The sequence below is a fragment of the Sagittula sp. SSi028 genome (genome assembly GCF_048553715.1).
Lineage (GTDB): Bacteria > Pseudomonadota > Alphaproteobacteria > Rhodobacterales > Rhodobacteraceae > Sagittula.
In genome coordinates this window covers 15,187-36,862 of record NZ_JBLZNC010000012.1, presented here as the reverse complement: position 1 = coordinate 36,862, position 21,676 = coordinate 15,187, and the positions used below count along the sequence as shown (strand labels likewise).

The 21,676-nt window shown below is 61.3% G+C and carries 14 protein-coding genes; 5 read left to right on the top strand and 9 right to left on the bottom strand.

Translation table 11 applies throughout. From position 1 onward, the window contains the following. Positions 1–118: 118 nt before the first annotated feature. On the bottom strand, positions 119–1,402 hold the full coding sequence (gene urtA / locus ACN5AZ_RS17130) for an urea ABC transporter substrate-binding protein (protein WP_419430126.1): 1,284 nt from the start codon (positions 1,400–1,402) through the stop codon (positions 119–121). Between the two features lie 288 nt (positions 1,403–1,690). Here urtA and ACN5AZ_RS17125 point away from each other — a divergent pair, with 288 nt between their 5' ends. From ACN5AZ_RS17125 to ACN5AZ_RS17105, 5 genes are all read left to right on the top strand, one after another. After that, entirely contained in the window at positions 1,691–5,074 is a 3,384-nt protein-coding gene (locus tag ACN5AZ_RS17125) for an ATP-binding protein (protein WP_419430125.1), read from the top strand. Continuing rightward, a complete protein-coding gene (locus ACN5AZ_RS17120) occupies positions 5,071–5,997 on the top strand; it encodes a response regulator (RefSeq protein WP_419430124.1) in 927 nt (308 codons plus the stop codon). The genes ACN5AZ_RS17125 and ACN5AZ_RS17120 overlap by 4 nt, the downstream gene beginning before the upstream one ends. A gap of 335 nt (positions 5,998–6,332) precedes the next feature. Further along, positions 6,333–7,286, top strand: coding sequence for a GntR family transcriptional regulator (locus ACN5AZ_RS17115; protein ID WP_419430123.1), 954 nt, complete (start codon positions 6,333–6,335; stop codon positions 7,284–7,286). A gap of 142 nt (positions 7,287–7,428) precedes the next feature. Beyond that, positions 7,429–9,033 (top strand): Hint domain-containing protein, encoded by a 1,605-nt coding sequence (locus tag ACN5AZ_RS17110; protein WP_419430122.1) that lies wholly within the window; start codon positions 7,429–7,431, stop codon positions 9,031–9,033. Between the two features lie 118 nt (positions 9,034–9,151). Beyond that, complete coding sequence (locus tag ACN5AZ_RS17105; RefSeq protein WP_419430121.1) at positions 9,152–10,264, top strand: zinc-binding dehydrogenase; 1,113 nt, start codon at positions 9,152–9,154, stop codon at positions 10,262–10,264. Between the two features lie 66 nt (positions 10,265–10,330). Here the strand turns inward: ACN5AZ_RS17105 and ACN5AZ_RS17100 are convergent, their stop codons facing one another. The 8 genes from ACN5AZ_RS17100 to ACN5AZ_RS17065 form a co-directional block, all read right to left on the bottom strand. Beyond that, on the bottom strand, positions 10,331–11,152 hold the full coding sequence (locus tag ACN5AZ_RS17100) for an ion transporter (protein WP_419430120.1): 822 nt from the start codon (positions 11,150–11,152) through the stop codon (positions 10,331–10,333). 365 nt (positions 11,153–11,517) lie between these two features. Then, positions 11,518–13,962 carry a DUF6923 family protein gene (locus ACN5AZ_RS17095; protein ID WP_419430119.1) on the bottom strand — a complete coding sequence of 815 codons (2,445 nt, stop codon included), beginning with the start codon at positions 13,960–13,962 and terminating at the stop codon, positions 11,518–11,520. A gap of 414 nt (positions 13,963–14,376) precedes the next feature. Further along, positions 14,377–15,162: a peptidoglycan-binding domain-containing protein gene (locus tag ACN5AZ_RS17090; protein WP_419430118.1), complete on the bottom strand. Its 786-nt coding sequence runs from the start codon at positions 15,160–15,162 to the stop codon at positions 14,377–14,379. Further along, positions 15,159–16,532, bottom strand: coding sequence for a DUF3131 domain-containing protein (locus tag ACN5AZ_RS17085; protein ID WP_419430117.1), 1,374 nt, complete (start codon positions 16,530–16,532; stop codon positions 15,159–15,161). Before ACN5AZ_RS17085 ends, ACN5AZ_RS17090 begins: the two co-directional genes overlap by 4 nt. Next, entirely contained in the window at positions 16,529–18,361 is a 1,833-nt protein-coding gene (locus tag ACN5AZ_RS17080; RefSeq protein WP_419430116.1) for a glycosyltransferase, read from the bottom strand. Before ACN5AZ_RS17080 ends, ACN5AZ_RS17085 begins: the two co-directional genes overlap by 4 nt. Beyond that, on the bottom strand, positions 18,358–19,497 hold the full coding sequence (locus ACN5AZ_RS17075; protein ID WP_419430115.1) for an acyltransferase: 1,140 nt from the start codon (positions 19,495–19,497) through the stop codon (positions 18,358–18,360). Before ACN5AZ_RS17075 ends, ACN5AZ_RS17080 begins: the two co-directional genes overlap by 4 nt. Continuing rightward, a complete protein-coding gene (locus tag ACN5AZ_RS17070; protein ID WP_419430114.1) occupies positions 19,494–21,221 on the bottom strand; it encodes a DUF3131 domain-containing protein in 1,728 nt (575 codons plus the stop codon). The genes ACN5AZ_RS17075 and ACN5AZ_RS17070 overlap by 4 nt, the downstream gene beginning before the upstream one ends. Positions 21,222–21,268: 47 nt before the next feature. Beyond that, entirely contained in the window at positions 21,269–21,661 is a 393-nt protein-coding gene (locus tag ACN5AZ_RS17065) for an ATP-binding protein (protein ID WP_419430113.1), read from the bottom strand. Positions 21,662–21,676: the final 15 nt, after the last annotated feature.

The following is a 21,676-nucleotide window of genomic DNA, read 5'->3' as shown; positions in this document are numbered from 1 at the left end:
ACCGCTTTGCGGATACTCGTCCCCCCAAAATGCAGACCCGGGGAGCGCGGGCGCTGCCGTGCCTTGACGCGGTGCCCCCCGGAACCGGTCACCGGCCCAAGGGGGCGCGTTATGCGTCTTACTGGTAGCCTTCCGGGAAGGGGTCCGGCTCCACCAGCTCGGCGGTCTCGTAGACAACTTCGTACTGCCCATCGGCCTGCGCGCGACCCACGCGGGTCTTCGACCACAGGTGGTGGTTCTCGTGCACTTTCACATAGCCCTCTGGCGCGGTTTCCAACTCGATCCCGGGCGAGGCCTCGCGCACCTTGTCGATGTCAAAGGACCCTGCCCGTTCGACCGCGGCCTTCCACAGCCATGGCCCCAGATAGGCCGCCTGCGTGACGTCACCGATCACGATGTCATCGCCCCACATTTCCTTGAATGCGGCAACGAAGGCCTCGTTGTTGTCGTTCTCCAGCGACTGGAAGTACTTCATGCAAGCGTAGGAGCCTTCGATGTTCTCGCCGCCGATGCCAAGGATCTCGTCCTCTGTCACAGAGATGGTCAGAACGATGGGGCTTTCTTCGGTCGGGTCGATGCCGGCCGCCTTGAGCTGCTTGTAGAAGGCCACGTTCGACCCGCCCACCACGATGGCATAGATCACATCCGGCTTGCGCAGGCGGATCTTGTTGATGACCGAATTGAACTGCGTGTGGCCCAGCGGATAGTATTCCTCGCCGACGACTTCGCAGCCCTCCATGAAGTTCTCGATATGCTTGCGCGCGATCTTGTTCGAGGTGCGCGGCCAGATGTAGTCGGACCCCAGCAGATAAAAGGATTTCGCGCCCTTGGTCTGGTTCACCCAATCCAGGCCCGCGATGATCTGCTGCGTGGCCTCTTGGCCGGTGTAGATCACGTTGGGGCTTTCTTCGAGCCCCTCGTAGAAGGTCGGGTAATAGAGCATGCCGTTGTATTGTTCGAACACCGGCAGCACAGCCTTGCGCGAGGCAGAGGTCCAGCAGCCCATGACCGATGCGACCTTGTCCTGCACCAGCAGTTTCTTGGCCTTCTCCGCGAAGGTCGGCCAGTCAGAGCCGCCGTCCTCCTGGATGTATTCAATCTTGCGCCCCAGAATACCGCCTTGGGCGTTGATCTGCTCGATGGCCAGCTTTTCCGCCTGAACCGATCCGGTCTCGGAGATGGCCATGGTGCCGGTGACGGAATGCAAAATGCCCACTGTCACTGTGTCATCGGTCACCGCAAGGCCGGTTGTGTTGACCACATCGGTCGGAAAGTCCTGAGCGCGCAGGCTTTTGGGTGTGAACAGCGACGCGGTCAGTGCCGCGCCCCCTGCCAGAACGGCACGGCGCGACATGCCATTCGCAGAGACGGGTGTGCCCTTGGATTTGTCGGATTTCGTCATCTTTCCCTCCAGGTTGGACGGTCATCTGGTGACCGGCGCTTTGTTGTTTTGGTGTCGATGAGGGGAGGCTGACAGCAATTGCCGCGCCGCAGTATACGTCAGATGACGTATGGAGCTGCGCGTTTTTACCGTGCATCTTTTACCCAAATGGTGCCGGGACCACGGCCTTTGTTGCGTAATCCCTTGCAATCGTTGACACCTCACTGGTCCCCTGACGCCATGCAAAGGCCTGCCCCCGCAGGCCGCCAAAAACCGGAGCCGTCCCGACACGGCCCAGACAGGGACAATATGGTCGTCGCATTCAGCGCCACTGGCGGTCGCCGCAGTTACAACCGGTGGGTCGCCAACGAGACGAAAGAGGATTTCGCGCTCCGCTATACCGCGCGGCGCACGCGGCGTTGGTCGCACGGGCGGGTGGCCAACACCGCACTCGGGTCGATTTCATTTCTCGCGCTTGAGGCGATTGGCGGTGCGATCACGCTCACCTACGGCTTCGAGGCCGCCATCGTCGCGATCATGCTGGCGGGGCTGATCCTGTTTCTGACAGGGCTGCCGATCAGCTATTATGCCGCGCGTTACGGGGTGGACATCGACCTGCTGACGCGGGGGGCGGGCTTTGGCTATATCGGCTCGACGATCACATCGCTGATCTATGCAAGCTTTACCTTTATCTTCTTCGCGTTAGAGGCCGCGATCCTCGCCTTTGCGCTGGATTTCTGTTTCGGCGTGCCAGTGGCCATTGGCTACTTGTTGTCCACGCTAGCGGTCATCCCGTTGGTCGTGAACGGTTTTGCCAAGATTTCCGCCTTTCAGGCATGGACACAGCCGATCTGGATCATCTTACACGTGCTGCCTTTTGCCCTGCTGGTGATGAGCGGCGTGGACATTGCGGCGTGGACGGAATTCACCGGTGCGCGCGGAGCATCCGGGCCCACGACCATGATGGTTGGCGCGGCCATGGGGGTTGTTCTGTCGCTGATTGCGCAGATCGGGGAACAGGTTGATTTCCTGCGTTTTCTGCCCGAACCCAAAACCCGCACGGACCGTGTACGCTGGTGGGCGGCGCTGCTGGCTGCTGGACCCGGCTGGACGGTTCTGGGCGTGGCCAAAATGCTGGCAGGGTCGTTTCTGGTGGTGCTTGTGCTGGCCTCTGGCGTGTCGCTCAGGGCGGCGACAGATCCCACGCGCATGTATTTCGTGGCCTTTGATGCGGTGCTGCCCTCTGCCGGTCTGGCGGTGGTGTTCACCGCCGCCTTTGTGATCCTGTCCCAACTCAAGATCAACGTCACCAACGCCTATGCGGGATCGATTGCCTGGTCGAACTTTTTCGCCCGCCTTACCCATTCCCACCCCGGGCGCGTGGTCTGGCTGGTGTTTAACGTGGGCATTGCGCTGATCTTGATGGAGCTGGGCGTCTTTCACGCCATCGAGGCCATTCTGGGCCTCTACAGCCATATCGCGCTGGCGTGGATCGGCGCGCTGGTGGCCGATCTGGTGATCAACAAACCGCTGGGATTGAGCCCGCCGGGGATCGAATTCCGCCGGGCGCATTTGTATGACATCAACCCCGTCGGCACAGGGGCGATGCTGGCCTCGGCCATTTTGTCGCTGCTGGCGTGGAGCGGGGCGTTTGGTCCCTTGGCGGAAAGCTTCTCGGCGCTGATTGCGCTTGTGGTGGCCTTGGCGGCCGCGCCGGCCATCGCATGGGCCACGGGGGGACGGTATTACACGGCGCGCCCTGTCCCACGGGCGTGGCAAGTGCCCCACGGCCCCCTTCCGTTGCCGGACAGCTGCGACCACGGAGAGGCCGGTCACACCACGGAATGCTGTGTTTGCGAGTTCCGCTTTGACCGTGAGGACATGACCGACTGCCCGTTTTACGCAGGCCCGATCTGTTCGCTGTGCTGCACGCTCGATGCGTCGTGCCGCGATGCGTGCAAGCCACAGGCCCGCGTCGGATATATCTTTGTCACTACCATGAAACGCTTGTTACCTGCCCGCATCTACGATGTTCTGGCCACGCGGGTTGCCTTGTTCATTGCCGCGACACTGGTGCCGGTGTCCATCTTTGCCGCACTGCTGCTGCTGATCCGGTCGAATGCAGGCGGCGCCAATTTCGACGCGGTTCTGGCCATCATATTCTGTTCGGTTCTGGTGGCCATCGGGGTGATTGTCTGGACTTTTATCCTGACCGCCGAAAGCCACCACAAGGCGCGCGACGAGGCGGACATCCAGACCCAGCGCCTGCTGCGTGAGATCCGCGCCCATGAACGCACCGATGCCGCCCTGCAAGCGGCCAAGGAAAAGGCCGAGGCCGCCAATCTGGCCAAGACACGCTACATGGCGGGCATCAGCCACGAGCTGCGCACACCGCTGAACGCCATCTACGGCTACGCGCAGGTGCTGGAACGGGACCGCGCCCTGCCCCCACGCAGGCGCGATGCGGTGCTGGCGATACGGCGCGGGTCAGAGCATCTCGCCGGTCTGATCGAGAACCTGCTCGACATCTCCAAGATCGAGGCGGGCCGGTTGGAAATCCATCGCGACAGGATCAACCTGCCCGGTCTGTTGAACCAGATCTCGGCGATCTTTGCCCGACAGGCCCGCGAAAAGGGGCTCGACTTCGGAATCCGCACCCACGGCAATATCCCCGAATGGATCGATTTTGACGAAAAGCGGCTGCGCCAAATTCTGATCAACCTGCTGTCCAATGCGATCAACTATACGGCCAGCGGATCCGTTGCCCTGACATTGACCTACCGCAATGAAATTGCCCGTTTCGACATTGCCGACACCGGCATCGGCATCAATCCCGCGCAGCAGGACCGCATCTGGAAGCCCTTTGAACGGCTGGCGCAGAAAAGCGCCTCCGGTTCGGGTCTCGGGCTGACGATCACCCGCCTGCTGGTCGATATCCTTGGCGGAGAGATCACGCTGGACAGCGAACCGGGCCGCGGCACTACATTCACGGTACGGCTGATGCTGCCCTCGGTACAGGCGGGCGAGGCAGGCCAGACGCAATGGCACGGGCCGGAACGGCTGGCGGCGGCAGGCTACAACGGACCGCGCAAGACCATTTTGGCCGTCGATGACGCCGGCGATCATCTCAGGCTGTTGGAGACGGTTCTCAAACCCATGGGGTTCTTGTTGCATTGCTGCCCGGATGCCGAAAGCGCGCTGGGAGTTTTGGACGATGTCAAACCCGATCTGTTCCTGCTCGACATCGATATGCCGGGGCTGACGGGATGGGATCTGGCGGAGACCTTACGCGCGCAAAAACGGTTTCGCGCCACCCCGATCGTGATGGTCACCGGCCATGCGCTGGAGGCGCGGCAACCGGTCGATCGTGAAGGGCTGTATGATGCCTTTGTTGTGAAACCTTATTCGCTCAATGATCTGGTCTCGCGCATTGGTGGACTGCTGCAGATCGATCTGTATCTCGAAGCGGGGCCATCATCGCAGCCGGGCCAGCCCGATAGCATTCCCGCCGAGGCGCGCCGCACCCTGCTCAGCATGGCAGAGATCGGCCATGCGGCCGGGATAAAGCGCGTCTTGCGCACGCTGGAGGAGAACGGAGAGATCGCTGACGGGCTAAAGATGCGGCTGGACGCGCATCTGGCGGAATATGATCTGGCCGCAATGACGCGCATTCTCAAGGAGATGGAAACATGACCGCGCCGATGTCGACAAACAGCCTGACCGCTGGACGCTATATCGTTCTGGTGATCGACGACGCGCCAGAGACACTCGGGATGGTCAGCGATGCCTTGGAAGATGACGGTATGACCGTTCTGGTGGCGCGCTCAGGCGCCGAGGGGATCCACCTTGCGCAGCGTGTGCGGCCCGACGTGATCTTGTTGGATGCCATGATGCCGGAGATGGACGGGTTCGAGACCTGCCGTCGCCTGAAATCACCGCCCCTGTCTGAAACCGCGCCTGTGATTTTTATGACCGGGCTGAGCGACGGCGCGCATATCCTTGCGGGGCTAGAGGCGGGCGGCGTCGACTATGTGACCAAACCGGTGGTGGTCGACGAGCTGATCGCGCGCATCACCCGCCACGTGATGAACGCCCGCGCCATTCATTCCGCGCGCACCGCGCTGGAATATTCCGGCCAGTCTGTGCTGGCCGTGACCTCCGACGGGCGGCTGTCATGGGGCACGCCCGGGGCCTTGGCCCGCATTGAGGATCAGGAAGGTGCCACATTGTTCGAGGCAGGCCGCGCGGTGCCCGATCTGCGGCTGTGGCTGACCGAGATCATCCGCCAGCCCGTATCACAGGCGCGCCCCTTGGTGATTGGACCGCTGACCCTGACGGTGATCGGTCAGGCCGATGACGAGCTGATTTTGCGCCTGCGCGCCGATACCGGACGCTCGGAGACCGAACGGCTTGAAAGCGCCTTTGAGCTGACCGCCCGCGAAGCGGAGGTGCTGCTTTGGCTGTCGCATGGCAAGACCAACCGCGACATCGCCGATATCCTGACGCTCAGCGCGCGGACCGTGAATAAACATCTTGAACAGATCTTTCACAAAATGGGCGTCGACAACCGCACATCGGCTGCTGTGAAAGCGGACCGTATCTTGCAGACGACCTGAATTGTCGGCCATGTGCCCGTTTATCGCTGCAAGGCCTAAGAGGCTTTCCACGCGGTCACATCGCCCGGATCACAACAGTCCGACAGAATACAACGTGATTACGCACGGTTTGCGGCCTACACGGTGCGGAATGCCTGCGCGCTGCCACGGATATTCTATAGCTTCTCCATTTTTCGATAACATTTATGACAGCCTTTCCCTTTGAGGGGATTGATCCAAGTCTACCCTGTAGAAACGTCGTAAAATTGCGGGTTTTCAATATGCTGCCAAAGTACCAAATTGTGATAGGCTCGCTTTTAACCTTCGGCGAATGGTGACCTTTATGGACGAAAACCATGCAAGATCCACTTTACGCGCGCATCCTGCGTAGCCTTATCAGCGAAATCGGGCGCGGCGAAATTGCCCCCGGTGAACGTCTGATGGAAAACCGGATTGCGGACCGGTTCGGTGTCTCGCGCGCGCCCGCGCGTCAGGCACTGTCCGAACTCGCGGCAAAAGGTCTGGCGGTGAAGGCAAAGCCACCCGCCCGCGGGTTTGCCGTGGCGCTGGACGCCGCAGAGGTCGCGCGCCCTCTGACACATTCGGATGATACCCCGTTTTCATCGCAAACCGTGCCGACGTGGCAATTGCTTTTGTCCGAGGTCGAGAAGGAGCTGACCCGCCGCGTGGCCTATGGCAGCTGGCGGCTGGTGGAAACCGCGCTTGGGCGGGAATACGGTGTCAGCCGCACCGTCGCCCGCGAGGTGCTCGCCCGACTGGAGGCGAATGGCCTTGTCATCAACGAGGGGCGCGGCTGGGTCGCGCCAGAGCTGTCTGCAAAGCGGGTGCGCGATCTGTACCAGTTGCGCAGCTTGCTGGAACCCGCGGCACTGGCCAATGTCAGCACCACCCTGCCCGCCGCACGGTTGGACCAGATGATTGACGACCTGCAACAGGCCGCAGACCTCCCCCCGACGGCGTCCCTTCTGGACAAGCTTGAGGCGGATCTGCATATGGATCTGCTGCGACAATGCGATAACATTCCGCTTCGCAAAGCCATGACCGAGGCTCAGTCGCTGCTGTTGGCGCACCAGTTCCTGTATGCACATACCGCCGACATATACCCACAAGAGCCCCTCATCGCAGAACACCTGGCAACGCTGACAGCCCTGCGGGCTGGACAGCTGGAACAGGCGCAAACGGCGCTGCGCGACCATCTCCTTGCCGCAAGCGATCGGGCGATTGAACGCACCGAACGTCTTCGCGGCGCGTTCCAGAACACGCCGGTCAGCTATCTCGAACAGATCTGACGGCATGCGCGCACCTTGCGGCGGGCCTGTTGCACAGGACAATAGCGGCAAGAAAAGATCCAATGCGACTTGCCTTTGCGCGAGATTCACTCCTTTCGCCTAAAACGCGTGAAACCTTTGGTGTTTCAAGCGGACGGCGCAGATGACCACTTACGCGATCACAGCTATCAATTGGAACGATCCGTCTTTCTGGGCCGGGATCACCGAGGGCAGTGGAGGGCATAGCTTTGATTTCACTGCCTTGCCGTCCAATTTCAGCGTAGATTTTGATCCCTCATCCAGCAGCCTGATAATCGAAGACGGCTCTACCAGCTTTGTGATTCAGGATGCCAGTGGGTCTGGCGGCGCGGATGCGACGTTGGGCGGCGCAACATTGCTGAGCTATTTTACCAACGTCAGCGGAGGCGCAGGCCACGACAGCCTGCAGGGCGGGGCAGGTAGTGACACGCTCACGGGCGGAGACGGGCGCAATACGTTGGAAGGCGGGGATGGCGACGACCGCCTTATGGGCAATGCCGCCTCTGGCGGGCACACCCATTTCGTGGGCGGCGCGGGCGCAGACACGCTGGACGGATCGGCGGGATCCTACGATATCGCCAGCTACTATAATGCCACCACCGGCGTCACAATCGACCTGAGCGACGGTCTGCCCGAAACTGGGGGCGAGGCCGCAGGCGACGTGCTGATCGGGATCGAGCAGATCGATGGCTCGAACACTGCGGACGATTTTATTCGCACCGATGACAGCGGCACCCAGCTCAAAGGTTGGGGTGGCAACGACACCCTGCAAGGCGGCGCAGGCAATGACCGGCTGTTGGGCGGCACCGGAAATGACAGGCTGACTGGCGGTGCGGGCGACGACAGGTTCTTCTACGCGGCAGGTGACGGGCATGATACGATCACCGATTTCAACACCGGCAACAGTGGCACCTTGTCTGACGGGAATGCCACGAACAACGATGCCATCGACCTCTCCGCCTTTTACGACAGCATCTTTGAACTGCACGCAGATCAGGCCGATGATGGCATTCTGAACCAATCCAATACGGAGACCGATTATAGCAATAACGCGCAATTCGGGAGCGGGTCTCTGACCTTTGACGGAGCGTCTGGCGACAATTCGTTCTTCACCGCCGAGAACACCAATGTCACTTGTTTCACCAAGGGCACCGCCATTCTGACACCCACAGGGGACCGGCTGGTCGAGGATCTGCGCGTCGGGGATCTGGTCTGCACCATGGACAATGGCCCCCAGGCAATCCGTTGGATCGGGGTGCAGCGGTTCGGTCGAACCGTGCTGGTTGCGGTGCCGCGACTGCACCCCGTTGTGCTGCCACAGGGTGTACTGGGCCTGCGACGGCCCCTGCGGGTATCACAACAGCACGGCATGCTGCTGGGCCAAGATCGCCTGATCCGCGCGAAACATCTGGCACAGGCGCCCAAAAGCGGCGTTCGCATTGCGCGTGGTTGCCGGTCGGTGACCTATATTCATCTGCTGTTCGACGCCCATCAGATCGTCTTCGCCGAGGGAGCCGCGACCGAAAGCTTTTATCCCGGTCCGATGATCCGTCGGATGCTGCACGCCTCGGCCCGTGCCCAGTTGCGCCGGATCGTGCAACCGAAGTTTTTTGCGGGGGGCGCTCCCTCTGCACCGCCCGGTCAGGTGCGCGGGTTCCTGAGTGGGCGCGCGGCACGCGATACCTTGCGGCGAACACCCTTGGGGGCCTTGGTTCGCCCCCAGATGTGATGCGGTTCGCGGTCGCGCACGCGGGCAAACCTTTGCCACCACTCGGGTTTTCTGCGTGACTTGGCTTGCGATGCACTTAGGTGTGCTCCCAGACCCTATGAAACAAAAGGACACAGCCATGACCACAACCGGCAAACAGCTGTTCACCACCCTAGAGGCAAATGGCACCCTTACCGTGGCCATTGAGGATGTGACATTCCCCGACCCGACCGGCAATCAGGTGCTGGTCCGTATGGAAGCTGCACCGATCAACCCGTCCGATCTGGCGATCCTCGTCGGGGGCGCGGATATGGAGAACGCCGAGTACTCGTCCGGCAAATACGTGGCGCAGATGCCGGAAGGTGCAAATGCCGCCTCCACGGCGCGCCATGACATGAAACTGCCCGCCGGCAACGAAGGCGCAGGCATCGTGGTGGCCGCAGGCGACGGCGAAGCTGCACAGGCGTTGATGGGACAACGGGTGTCCTGTGTGCCGGGCAATGCCTACAGCCAATACTGCATTGCCGACGCCGCCATGTGCCTGCCGCTGGGCGACCATACTGCCGAGGAAGGTGCCAGCGCTTTCGTCAACCCGATGACCGCCTTGGGCTTTGTCGAGAATGCCAAGGCCGATGGGCAAAGCGCGATCCTGCACACGGTAGGGGCGTCAAACCTTGGGCAGATGCTGACGCGCATCTGTCAGGAAGACGACATCGGGCTGGTGAACATCGTGCGCAAGGACGATCAGGTCGAACTGCTGAAAAAGCTCGGTGCCGCGCATGTGGTCAACTCGTCCAAGGATGACTTTATGGCGCAGCTGACAGAGGCGGTCCGCCAGACCGGGGCCTTTTACGGCTTTGACCCTGTGGGCGGTGGCAAGCTGGTGGACACGGCCTTTCGCGCGATGGAACGTGTCGCTGTCGAACAGATGGACGACTATTCCCGCTACGGATCGAACCAGCAAAAGCGCATGTTCATCTATGGCCGTCTCGACACCAGCCCCACCCTGCTGACGCCCAGCTATGGCTTTGGCTGGACGTTGTCGGGCTGGCTGTTGTTCCCCTTCCTGCAGTCAGTGGGCCAAGAGGTCATGGGCCGGATGCGCCAGCGGGTCCGCGACAACCTGACCACCACGTTTGCCAGCCATTACAAGGCGCATGTCACGCTGGAAGAGATGCTGACCAAAGACGCGGTCATGGACTACCGCGAGATGCGGACAGGGGAAAAATACCTCGTCACCCCTTGGGGCTGATGGCATCGTCTGGCGCCGCTTGCATCACGCGGCGCCAGAATTTCAAAGGGGTCGCCGTGGCGGCCCCTATTTCCCCTCACGCTTGTCGGCCAAAGCCGCAATATCGGATCGAAGCGCACGGATTTCCGCACGCAGGGCATCCAGATCCTCGTGTTGGGCGGCGTGCTCCTCATCGCTGGCTTGGGCTTGCATGCCCTCGACGATGATACCGATGAACAGGTTCAACACGGTGAAGCTGGTCAGCAGGATAAATACCACAAAGAACACCCAAGCTATGGGGAAGACTTCCATGATGGGACGCACGATCCCCATGGACCAGCTTTCCAGCGTCATGACCTGAAACAGCGTATAAAAGGACTTTCCGACAGAGCCGAACCATTCCGGAAAGGCGTCCCCGAACAGCTTTGTCGACATGACCGCAAAGACGTAGAACACGAGGCTGAGCAGCACCACGACAGAGGCCATGCCCGGAAGCGCGGCCATCAGCCCGTTCACCACCCGCCGCATGGACGGCACGACCGACACCAGACGCAGCGCGCGCAACACCCGCAAGGCACGCAGCACCGACAGTCCGCCCGACGACGGCACAAGGGCAATGCCCACGACAGCCGCATCAAACAGGTTCCAGGGGTCAAGGAAAAACCGGCTGCGGTAGACGATCAGCTTGGCTACAAGCTCCGCGACAAAGATGGCCAGACAGATCGTATCGATTGCCACCAGCAACGGCCCCACGGCGCGCATCACGGCGTCGCTGGTTTCCAGCCCCAGAACGGCTGCGTTCAAAACGATAATGCCCATGATCGTCTGCTGGAAAACATTGCTTTCCAAGAGGCGTTCCAGCCGCGCCAGCGGCCCGGTGTTTGCGTGGTTTGGTTCAGCTGCGCTCATCTGTCGTCGTCCGTGTTATTCACCCGCCCAGCGCCGTTGTCAGGCGGTCGGGCGGGCTTGTGTCAGCTCGATTTAATGTGCACGGCGCAGGTGTCTGCAAAAGCGCCGATTGGCCTGTCCACTAACGGATGACGAGGATTTTCACCACACAAAACACCGTCAAAGGCGACCAAGGTGATCCCCGTCCGCGTGCCGCGTTGCCCGTGATACAGGATGCATTATAACCGTGAGTAACGGGGGGATCGCGCGCGTCATTTGCCTGCCGCGCCGACTGAAATTCCGCAGGTCAGCAAGCGACATGGTGTCAATACAAAACGGGCGGCCCAGCGCAGTGGACCGCCCGTTTTCTTCACTACATCAGGCCGTTACAGCAGGAAATTATCAACACCCAAATCCGCCAGATCCACCGACTTCCGGATCAGCTTGTCCTCTGCCTCTGCGCCATCGAGTTTCGACAAATCAACAATGGTGGCCCACCCCTGATCGTCACAAACACCCAGCAGCGATGCCATGTCGGTCTTGTAGCCCGTCAGATCCAGCACGTCATGCTCGGCCTCGAAATCATGGACAAAGTCTTTGCCCGACCCGGTGGCAAACACAAAGGTGTCCGCGCTGTCATCAGCAGACCAGTTGCCGCCCCAAAGGTGATCGTTGCCGGCGCCGCCTTCGATGGTGTCGGACCCCGTGCCGCCAACCAGCTTGTCAACATCCGCACCGCCAGACAGCGCATCCGCGCCCTGCCCGCCATTGAGGTAATCGCGACCCTCCTCGCCCGACAGGCTGTCGTTGCCGTTCTGACCCTGCAGGCTGTCGTTGCCGATGCCGCCCGACATGATGTCGTTGCCGTCCGCGCCGCACAGGTTGTCGTGGCCTTCGTCACCGTTCAGCGTGTCTTCGCCAGCGCCGCCGTTGAGCGTATCATCCCCCGCGCCGCCAAAGATCAAATCGTCGCCGGTCCCGCCGTTCAGCGTGTCGTTGCCGCCCTCGACAAGGGTCAGGCTAGGCTCGCGCAGCAACACGGCCGAGTCCGCATCCACAGTCAGGAACGCATCGGTCGAGCGGGGATCAACGGCCCCGTCATTCGATCCGGTGGCGGGGGCGGTGGACATGAACGCGGCATAAGCCTGGCCGCTATCCCAATCCATCTCGACCTTGAAGATCGCGCCTTCCGTGCCGGTGCTCGCGTCAAGATCATGGTCGCCCTTGTTCAGACCGTAATACAGGTTGCCGTCGCCATCAAAGAACACCGCACCATAGGCTCCGCGCGCCATGCTCGACACCATTTCATCGCCGTACAACGTGCCGGTGATAGCCAATTCAGACACCTCAGGCGTGCCGCCATCCGCCACACGGGAGACGTCGATCTTGACCACCTTGCCGTCACCACCATTGGTGGTGGGCGACACCACGGCGTAAAACGCCCGATCTGCCGCGCTATAGGCCAGATCGTAGGTGCGATCGGTGAACATGCCTGCATCAAAATGGTGGAAGCTGATGGCGGGGTTGCCGTCGGCGTCGCGGTTGTCCACATCCACAACGCTGATCCGGTCGAGGGAGGTGTGGAAGGTCCACAGATTGCCCTGATCGTCGAAATCACCGACGTAATCGCCGTAGAAGCCCTCACCGATGCGGTAGGTCGCGCCGTCGGCATCGATCATCACGATGTCGGAGGAGTTCACCTGTGTGCCTTGCGAATCGACCCCGCGCGACTTGGCCACACCGTAGATCAGGTCGTCTTCGACGTTAAAGCCGACAGCATTGATCTTGAACGACGGCGCATCCCCCACAGCGGTATAATCGCCCGCCTTGGTGTCAAAGACATGCAACTGGCCATCGATGACCTGATACAGCGCGCTTTGACCGGGGGCGAAGGCGGCCACGGTTGTCTCGGCCCCGCCGATGGTCATAGCCTTGTCGTAAGAGACGATCACACCGGAGTGGTCGTAGGCCACGGCATCGACCGGTTCGACCGCACGAAAGCTCAGCGCGCCTTCGGCACCGGTGCTGACCACGTCGATTTCATAGGTGGTGTAGGCTGCGCTGTTGGTCTGGACCGTTTCGACAAGTTCGCCATTCCACAGGACCTCGACCATGGCGGCAGAAAAACCACCCGCAAGGTTCGCCGCCAGATCAAAAGAGATGGTGTAGGTTTCGCCCGCAACCGTGGCCGCCGATTGTGCGATGGCGTCGCGGCCCGCATCGTCAGACACGGTCCAACCGCCCTGCCCTGCGAGCGCATCAAAAGACACCGGCGCTGCGCCATTGTTGAGAAGGTTCACCCCCGCATCATCGCCGTAGATCACATCGTCGCCCGCGCCGCCGTTGATCAGGTCATTGCCCATGCCGCCCTCGGCATAGTCGTTCCCTTCTTCGAGGTTCAGGGTGTCGTTGCCTTCGCCGCCGAACAGATCATCCGCGCCCCAGCCCGCGTTCAGAACGTCATCGCCCAGACCGGCGCGCAGGGTGTCGTTGCCACGGTTGCCCAGCAGAACGTCGTTGCCCGCGCCGGTTTCGATCAAATCATCAAAGGAATGCGCGGCGCCCCAAGCGCTGGCCACAACTGCGGCGGCGTCATAGACCCAGCGGCCATCGACATACTGCCATTCATCACCAACCATATCGCCCGCGGCCAGATCGTTGCCGAGGCCGGTGTTGATCACGTCATCGCCCTGGAGGCCGTTCACACGGTCAACCACCTCGGCCGAGGGTGCGACCGGCGTGGCATCTGTGGCAGCAAAGCCTTCAACAATGGCGTCGTCCAGCACGGTGCCCAAGGTTTTGACAACGGGTTGGTTCAGGATCGTCGGCATCGGTCTTCCTTTCGTAGCGGGCTGTTTCGGCCCGTTGGTGGGACGCGATTTGCTGCGGCCACATCAGGGTTAATGCTTGCTGAGATCTCTGTGCCACCCGGCGGTGGCCTGCCGCTATTCCACGGCGGGATCACAATCGGGACATAGGGATAGGGTCACTGTACCGACTTGAACCGCCCTCCCCGAGCGGAGACGCCCTACGCTCCTTCGTCCCTTGCAAACCCGTTTGTGCGGTCAATCGTTGGGCTGAGCATTCGGCTGAAATACGTTGGCTTCCGGTCGAATTTTCGAGGATTCGACGAGGTGCGGGCAATCGCCATGTTGGCGAACTACAAACACCCGCCATCTGGAGGATGACGGGTGTGGTTTCAGGGCCGCGCGCCCAGCGGACGCAGCACACCGTTTCAGAACGTCCTAGTCCGGCGTGGTGCAAAGCAGCGCATCGAGGGCGTCAAGCGCCTGCGGGATCTCCAAAGCACGCGCCTCTTCTCCCAGCACTTGGGCCAAGGCGTCGCGCGTTTTGCGGCCCGGCAACCCGTCGATCGGGCCGGGATCGGCGCCGGCGTCAACCAACAGCAATTGCAGCGCGCGCCCCGGTTCTGCATCGCCAACGGTGGTAAGGCCACATGGCGCGGGTTCCGGCTGTGTCTCTGGCTCTGGCTCGGGTTGCACCGTTGGCTCTGGAGCAGCGACCTCCGGTTCAACGGTATTGTTGGTTGCATCGTCCTCCTCCGTAGTCGGGGCCAATGCCCAACCTTCGGTGGGCGGGGCCACCTGAACCGGATCAGGCGCCGGTGGGGGGAGCACGCGCACCTCATCAGGCGCCACGAAACAGCGCCCCATCATCTCGCCCACCTCGCGCATATTGGCGGGCGGATCGCCCTCTTGCGTCACATCACAAGTGGCGGCCTCCAGATCGCACTGGACAAAGACGGACCATGCCGGCTCTTCCGCGCCTTCCTCGATTGTCGCTTCTCCGTTGGCGTAGAGGACATACGCGTGACCGTTGATCCGCCCCTCCTGCCACAATCCGGGAAACCTTGGGGATGGGACATCCGCGCGGCGGGTCTGGACACCGGTGGCCCCGGGAAACGGCAGATCAAAGGCTGCGCCGACACAGGGCTCCGCCCCCGCCTGCCCTGCCATCACAATACCGGTCAGCGCGCCTGCCACCAGCGCACGGCCAAGGCGACCCGTCATTGATCCACCCGCCCAAGCGGGCCGTTTGCCCGAAACGCCAAAGCCGCCAAAACCACCGCATTGGTGTTGGTTGTGACCGATCCGTTTGTGGAACCATCCGCCTCGTACAGACCTTCGGGCCAGCCGCGGTCCGGATCGCCCAGCGGCGACAACGCCGTCACCAGCTCGCGCGTGTAATCGGTGCCAAAGAGCGCATCCCATGCAAAGGCGGTCTTGACCGTCACAGTGCGTTTGCTGTCCAGCCGGTCACCTTGGAACGTCATCACAGCCCAAGGCGCACCCCCGCCCCAGATTGTAGAATAGATAAAGTACGGCGCCTCATCGAGATGGCTTTCGCTGACGGCGGTCAACTGCCCCGTGTCGCGCCAGCGGGTTTCCTGCGCCTGATAGATCGCCGTGGCAAACCGATGCGACCGCGCGTCAAAGCCGAATTCCAGACCGTCGAACACGTAAGGCTCAGACACGGTAAAGGCGGGCGTCACATTGCGGTGCAGACGGTCGTCCACCGGGATGGGCTGGCCGTCCACATCCTTGACCATCAAATGCGCCTCGGCGTCGTAGGCGTGGACCATGTCATAGCCGAACAACATCATCGCCTTGGCCGCATATTGGCCATAGCCCACACGGCCCTCTTGGTCGCGGCGCAAGCCGTTTTCGCCGATGTTGCCACCGATCAACTGGCCGCTGTCCACCATCTGGTCGAGATCCCAGTGATCCATCACAGCCGCCACTTTGGGCGACAGGGCGGGATAGCTGTTTTGCGCATGCGCCATGGCACCGACCATGCGCGCGATGTCCAGCGCCGACCAGCCAAGCCCCCGCTCGACCGGCTGGTTGGCGTAGTTCACCAGTTCCGCCGTGCCCGTGTGATAGGCCTTGTTGGGCAGCATGTCGTCGAACAGGCGGATCGTGGCCAGCGTATCCAGCGCGCGGCCCAGCCGGTCCTGCGCCGCATCGCTGTCGATCAATCCCAACAGATCCGCAGAAATCACCGCAATGAAATAAGATCCTGTCTCCCACATGGTGGTTGACGGGTATTGATCTGCCGAATTCACAAGGCCCGTGACGGGGTCTGTGTTGTTCTCGAAGTAGGTCCAGGCGATGCGCGCATGGGACAGATCCTCGGGGCGGCTGGCCCCTGTGTGTGCCAGCGGCAAGGGCGTGACCGCGTCAAAGGACGCAATCGCGGCGGGGCGCGCCACGGGTGCGGAAAACTCGGCAGGCTGGCCCGGACGGGCGGTGCTGCGTGTCGGGGTGGGCTCGGCGGGCATGTTCTTCTCCAGCGAGATCACCAAGCCCAGACCACAGGCAAGCGCGACCAGAAAGATGATATGACTGCGTGCGTTTATCAGATTCTGACGGAAACTCATGCCGCGTGATCCTTTTCCAGTTCTGCAGGCTGCCAAAGGGCCGCCGCGATAATCCCGCTCATGGCGAAACAGTTGTTCAATCCCCAAAGAACGTTGGCGACAACGCCGCTGGCGGAATGGCTTGTCCCGCCCAGCCACAGCGCCCCCAGCCCCCAGGCCGCCCCCGCCACAGTCAGGACAACCACCGCGATCTGTGGGCGGACCAGCGACAGGAAATTGCCGGACTGGCGGACCTTTGGCGTGACCTTGAAGCTGATCTTTTCGCCCCGTGCCACGGTCGCAATCGCCTTAAGGCCCAGCGGGAAAAACGACAGGTAGCTGGCCTTGGCCGCGTAGCCCGCGATCCCCCAAGTGCCCATCATGATCGCCAGTTCCAGCGTGACCAGAAAGGGGATGAGGTGCAGGAAAAATTCCGTCGAATAGGCCGAGACCGGCGAAATACCGGTGAACAGATACAGCACCGGTGCAAACAGGAACACGATGTTCCACAGCGGGGCGAGGTAGCTGTAGAATGTGGTGCCATACATCAGCCGCTGTCCAAGGCTCAGCCCTTTGCGAAAGATCGGGTTGTCATGCACCAGAATATCCAGACTGCCCCCGGCATATTTGAACCGCTGCACTGTCCATGTCAGCAGATCCTGCGGCGACAGCATCTTGGATTCCACGATGGGGTGCATCTTTGACTTCCAGCCGCGCTCTGCATCCGAATGCAGCACAATCGAGGTGTAGATGTCTTCGGAGACATGGAAACGGTAGGGTGTCAGCACCTCGTCGGCGGCGGCCTCTGTTTTGATCGCTTCCATTAACTCGGGGGCGATATCGCGCTCTTTGGAGGACACGGTGATCATCTCTTCGACCGCCCATGTGCGTTCTTCGACTTTGCGGCCAAAACTGCGCAAGGCGGCCTCCATGACGGCTTCGCGCCGGTGAATCGACCCCGCGCCACAGCAAAAGGACGCGTTGACCCAGTTCCGGCGGCGCTGGATGATGTCGTAGAACATCTTGGGGTCGTTCACAAAAGGGTCTGCGCCATAGGTGACAGGGCCGATGATCTTTTCGATACCACACCCCAGCAGCCGCCCCGGCGCGCCCAGATAATTCGCCAGACGCGCGGGCAGACGTTCGCCCTCGGGCAGATCATAGAACCATTGCGGCGTCTGCACCCAAGCCATCTTGGGATCGCGGAAATACCCCATGGTGTGTTCCAGCAAGGTCGAAAACGGACGGGTGTCCGCATCACAGATCACCAGAAAATCGCCGTGGGTTTCCTCCATCGCGTTGCGCAGGTTGCCCGCCTTGAACCCCTCGTTGGTCTGCCGCGTGATGTAGCCTACGCCCTCTTCTTCGGTGACGGCGCGCATCTCGGGGCGGCGGCCATCGTCAAGGATATGAATGCGCACATCGATGGGGTGCGGATAGGTCATGTTCTTGGCGTCCAGAATGCCAAGCCGCACCAGCTCCGGGTCTTCGTCATAGGTCGCAAACATCACGTCGACGACAATCTGGCGGTCGCCTTCGGGGTGGGACGGGTCCACATCGCCCAGGCGTGCGGGCGGCTCTTCAAGGCGGACCGGCTCGTCTTTCCACAGGTTGAAAGCAAACAGCAACATGCCGAAATAAGCGCAGGTTTCGGCCAGCGCCAACGGCACCGCAAACCACATGGCATCGGGGTTCAACGACCCCGTCCAACGCCACCAGATGTACCAGCCGCCGACCACCAAGGCGACCGTGACAATGAACTGCCACAGCGCCTCGCGCCACGGATTGTAGACCAAGGGCGGCGGTGGTGTGCGATCCTCGAACTTGAGGAAATAGTCGTCTTGTATCATTTCACCGCCTGCGCCCGCCGCGCTTCCCAAGGTGTGGGGCCAAGCCCGATGGTCCAGGCCAAGGCGCCCACTTTGGACAGCCCCAAGGTCACCAGAAACGATCCCGGCAGAGCCACCGCATAGCGCAACACCACAATCGCCGTGGGCGACATGCCGTCCGACGCGCCAGAGGTGAACAGCGCAATGTCACACAGATCGATCACCGCCGGGTGGACCAGATAGACGCCAAAAGAATACTTCGCCAGCTTCGACCAGATCGGCGACCAGTCCAGAAATTGCCCGCCGAGAAAGATCAAAAAGATACAGATCGGCATCAGGAAATGGCCGTAGAAATCCCAGCCTGCACGAATGCCCCAGTTGCCGGTCTCATAAGCCACGTGGAAAAACGGCAAGGTCGCCACGTAGGCCAGCGCCGCAAAGTAAAAGCCGCCGCGCCGCAACAGGCGGCTTTCCCCGCGCGGGATGCCGTCCTTCCACAGCCCATACAGCGCAAAGGCCGCAAACCCGTAGCCCACATAGCCAAAGATCTTGAGCGCCCGGATGATGTAGTCACGGGTCTCCGCCTCCAACCCCAGCCCCCAGACCCAGGCCTGCGTGTTGTTCATAATCCCCAGTGTGACAAACAGCGTCAGCCCAAGAATGGGATAGCGCGTTGCCCCGCGCATCAGCGGGTAGAACAGGAACAGGGCGAACAGGGTGGGCAAAAAGTGCATGTGGTACTGCACCTTACCCAGCACAAAGTACCCCGCCCAGGATTGGACCTGCCCCAGCTGGGTCCAGATGTAATCGGTGTAGTTAAACGCTTCGGCCTTGAGCAGCCGGAAGAAGGCGTAAAACACCACCCAGAACGCGAACGGCACCAAAAGCCGCGAGGCCTGAGTTCCGATGGCCGACCCGTAGCTGGGCATTTTGCGATCCACCCGCATCGCCATCAAAAACAGCGAGAACAAAAAGAACATCTCGGAGCCGGAAAACTCCCCGATGGACCGCAGCAGGATCGGGATCAGACGCTCTGAGGGCTCTGCATCGGCAAAGGGCTTGCCGCCGAAATCGGTGGTCGAATGGATCAGCACCACCCCCATCGCGGCGAACACGCGGTTGGCGTCAAACCAGACAAGACGTGATTTGGCGCTCATGGGTTGGCCACTGTGTTAGGTGCCGAGCAGGACGCGGGCAGAACGCGGCGCGGCGTGGGGACCGGCAGGTTATGGGCCTTGGTGTCGCAGTCCGTGGCGGCGGTTTCGCCCGTAGTCGGCACCGGACGGCAGTAGCGGAATTCATCCAGCGGGATCACCGGCGGGATATCGGCACCTGCGCAATTGCAGCAGTTCACCACCTCTTCCATCATACGCGGATGGCATTTGTTGTCGCGCAGGTCGGTCCCGGCAAAGCGCGTGTCCCAGACCTGCGTGGCGTTGGACACCTGTTGCAGGATCGGGCCTTGGACCTTGTACAACAGGGCCGCCAGAATGATGCCGTTGTTGTTGGCGGTCTGCAGCGGAATATAGCCATTGCCGTTCTCGTAGAGCCCTTCAAAAAAGCCCAGCTCGGGATCGTAAAGATCGGCCACGCTTTCAAACAGAAGGTCGGTGTACTCCGTCTCCCATAAAGCCCACATGCCGATTGCGGCCTTGGCCGCGATGGCGGCGCGGTCGGGCTGGTATTCTCCCGTCGGATCAAGCGTGTTCCACGCATAGCCGTCCGCGAAGATGGAATCGTAGACGAAATAGGGCTTGCCGTTGACCTGATGTTCGGATCGCGCGGTGACCACGCCGGTCTGTTCGTAGCGACGCTGCTGCACCAGATAGATGCGCTGTGCAAACTCCGCGCGCCACCCGTGGCTTGCCGTCAGACCGTCGTTGGTGCGATCATTGGGCATGTCCCAGCCCATCTCCAGACCGTCCAGAATATAGCCTTCGGTCAACACGTAGTTCTGGTTCTTGAACACGCGCGGGTCACGCCCGTCATAGGGCACATCGACGTCGTAAATCGTGGTGTAGGCCAGCGGTTCCGGCGACATGGCGCGGGAGACATCAAAGCCCCAAAGCGCAAACCCTTTGGCGGCATATTCCTCGTAGCCCAGACGCCCCTCTTGGACGTAGCGGGTGTTGCCGTCCCCTTGGGTGAAGGAGCCGAACATGCGGCCGTCCTCGTTCACGAGGTTACAGAAATTCCAGCGCATCGGCACATTGTCGACGCTGTTGGCCAGATGAGGGTGCCGTTCCTTGAGAATGCGCAGCCAGACCAGCATGCGCCCGATGTCCAGCGCGGACATGCCCACTTCGCCGGCCTCGTTGGCATAGTTCACCTTGGCGCCGGTTTTGGTGTTGTACACCTTGTTCGGCGCCTCGCCCCGATACAGGTCCAGATTGCGCAACGTGTTGATCAGCTTGGTCGCGCGCGTGTCGAAATCCCGTTTGTCGATCACGCACAGCTCATAGGCCGCAACCAATGCGCTGATGTAGGAGGCCGTGTCCCAAAGGGTCGTCGACGGGTAGGAGCCCACAGCATTCACAAGGCCGGTTTCGGGCTGAAAGCGCTCTTCGAAGTAGGACCACGCGATGCGCGCCATCTGGTATTCGCGGTCGGTCAAAGCGCCGCTGCGGCCGAAATGCGCGCTCGACATGGTGGCCGCGCGATCACAGGACCGCGCAGCCATCGCATCGTCAAAGGTGACGGTCATCGGCGTTTCAGACGTGATGGTCACGCTGTTGTAGCTCGCGCCGTTCACGCTGACATTGTCGATGGTCAATGTGCGCGGAGTCGCCGTTTGATCGGTCTCTTGGGCGTGGGCAGAACCGGCCAAGGCAAAGGCCACCAAAGCACCGCGGGCTGTGTTCTGAGTCAGGGTCTTGAACATCGTGTGTTACTCCGGTTCCAGAGGCCGCTCGGCGCCCCGATTTTATGTCACTGAGGCTTTTGAAAGCCCAAAAGCAGTCGATTGCCATTCGGTGTGGGGCCGTAATCCACGCGATCCGCGCATTCCATGATCAGCCCAAGCCCCCGCCCGGATTCCGCCATGACATCCACGTCGGACAAGGCCTGCCCATGCTCGCGCAGATCGAACGGCGGCGCGCCTTCGGGGTCGAACATTTCGATCACCACCTCGTCGTCGGTCACAGTCAGGGAAATGCGCACAGGGATCTCGTTGTCCGTGGTGGGCGCGTGCAGCACGAGGTTCGTCAGCGCCTCGCTCAGGCTGATACCGAAACGGGACTGCGCCATCTGCGACAGGTGATCCTGTGCAACGCCCGTCAACAAAACGACCATCGGATCAACCGCTTCGAGCGTGTTGGCCATATGAAACCCTTGGCG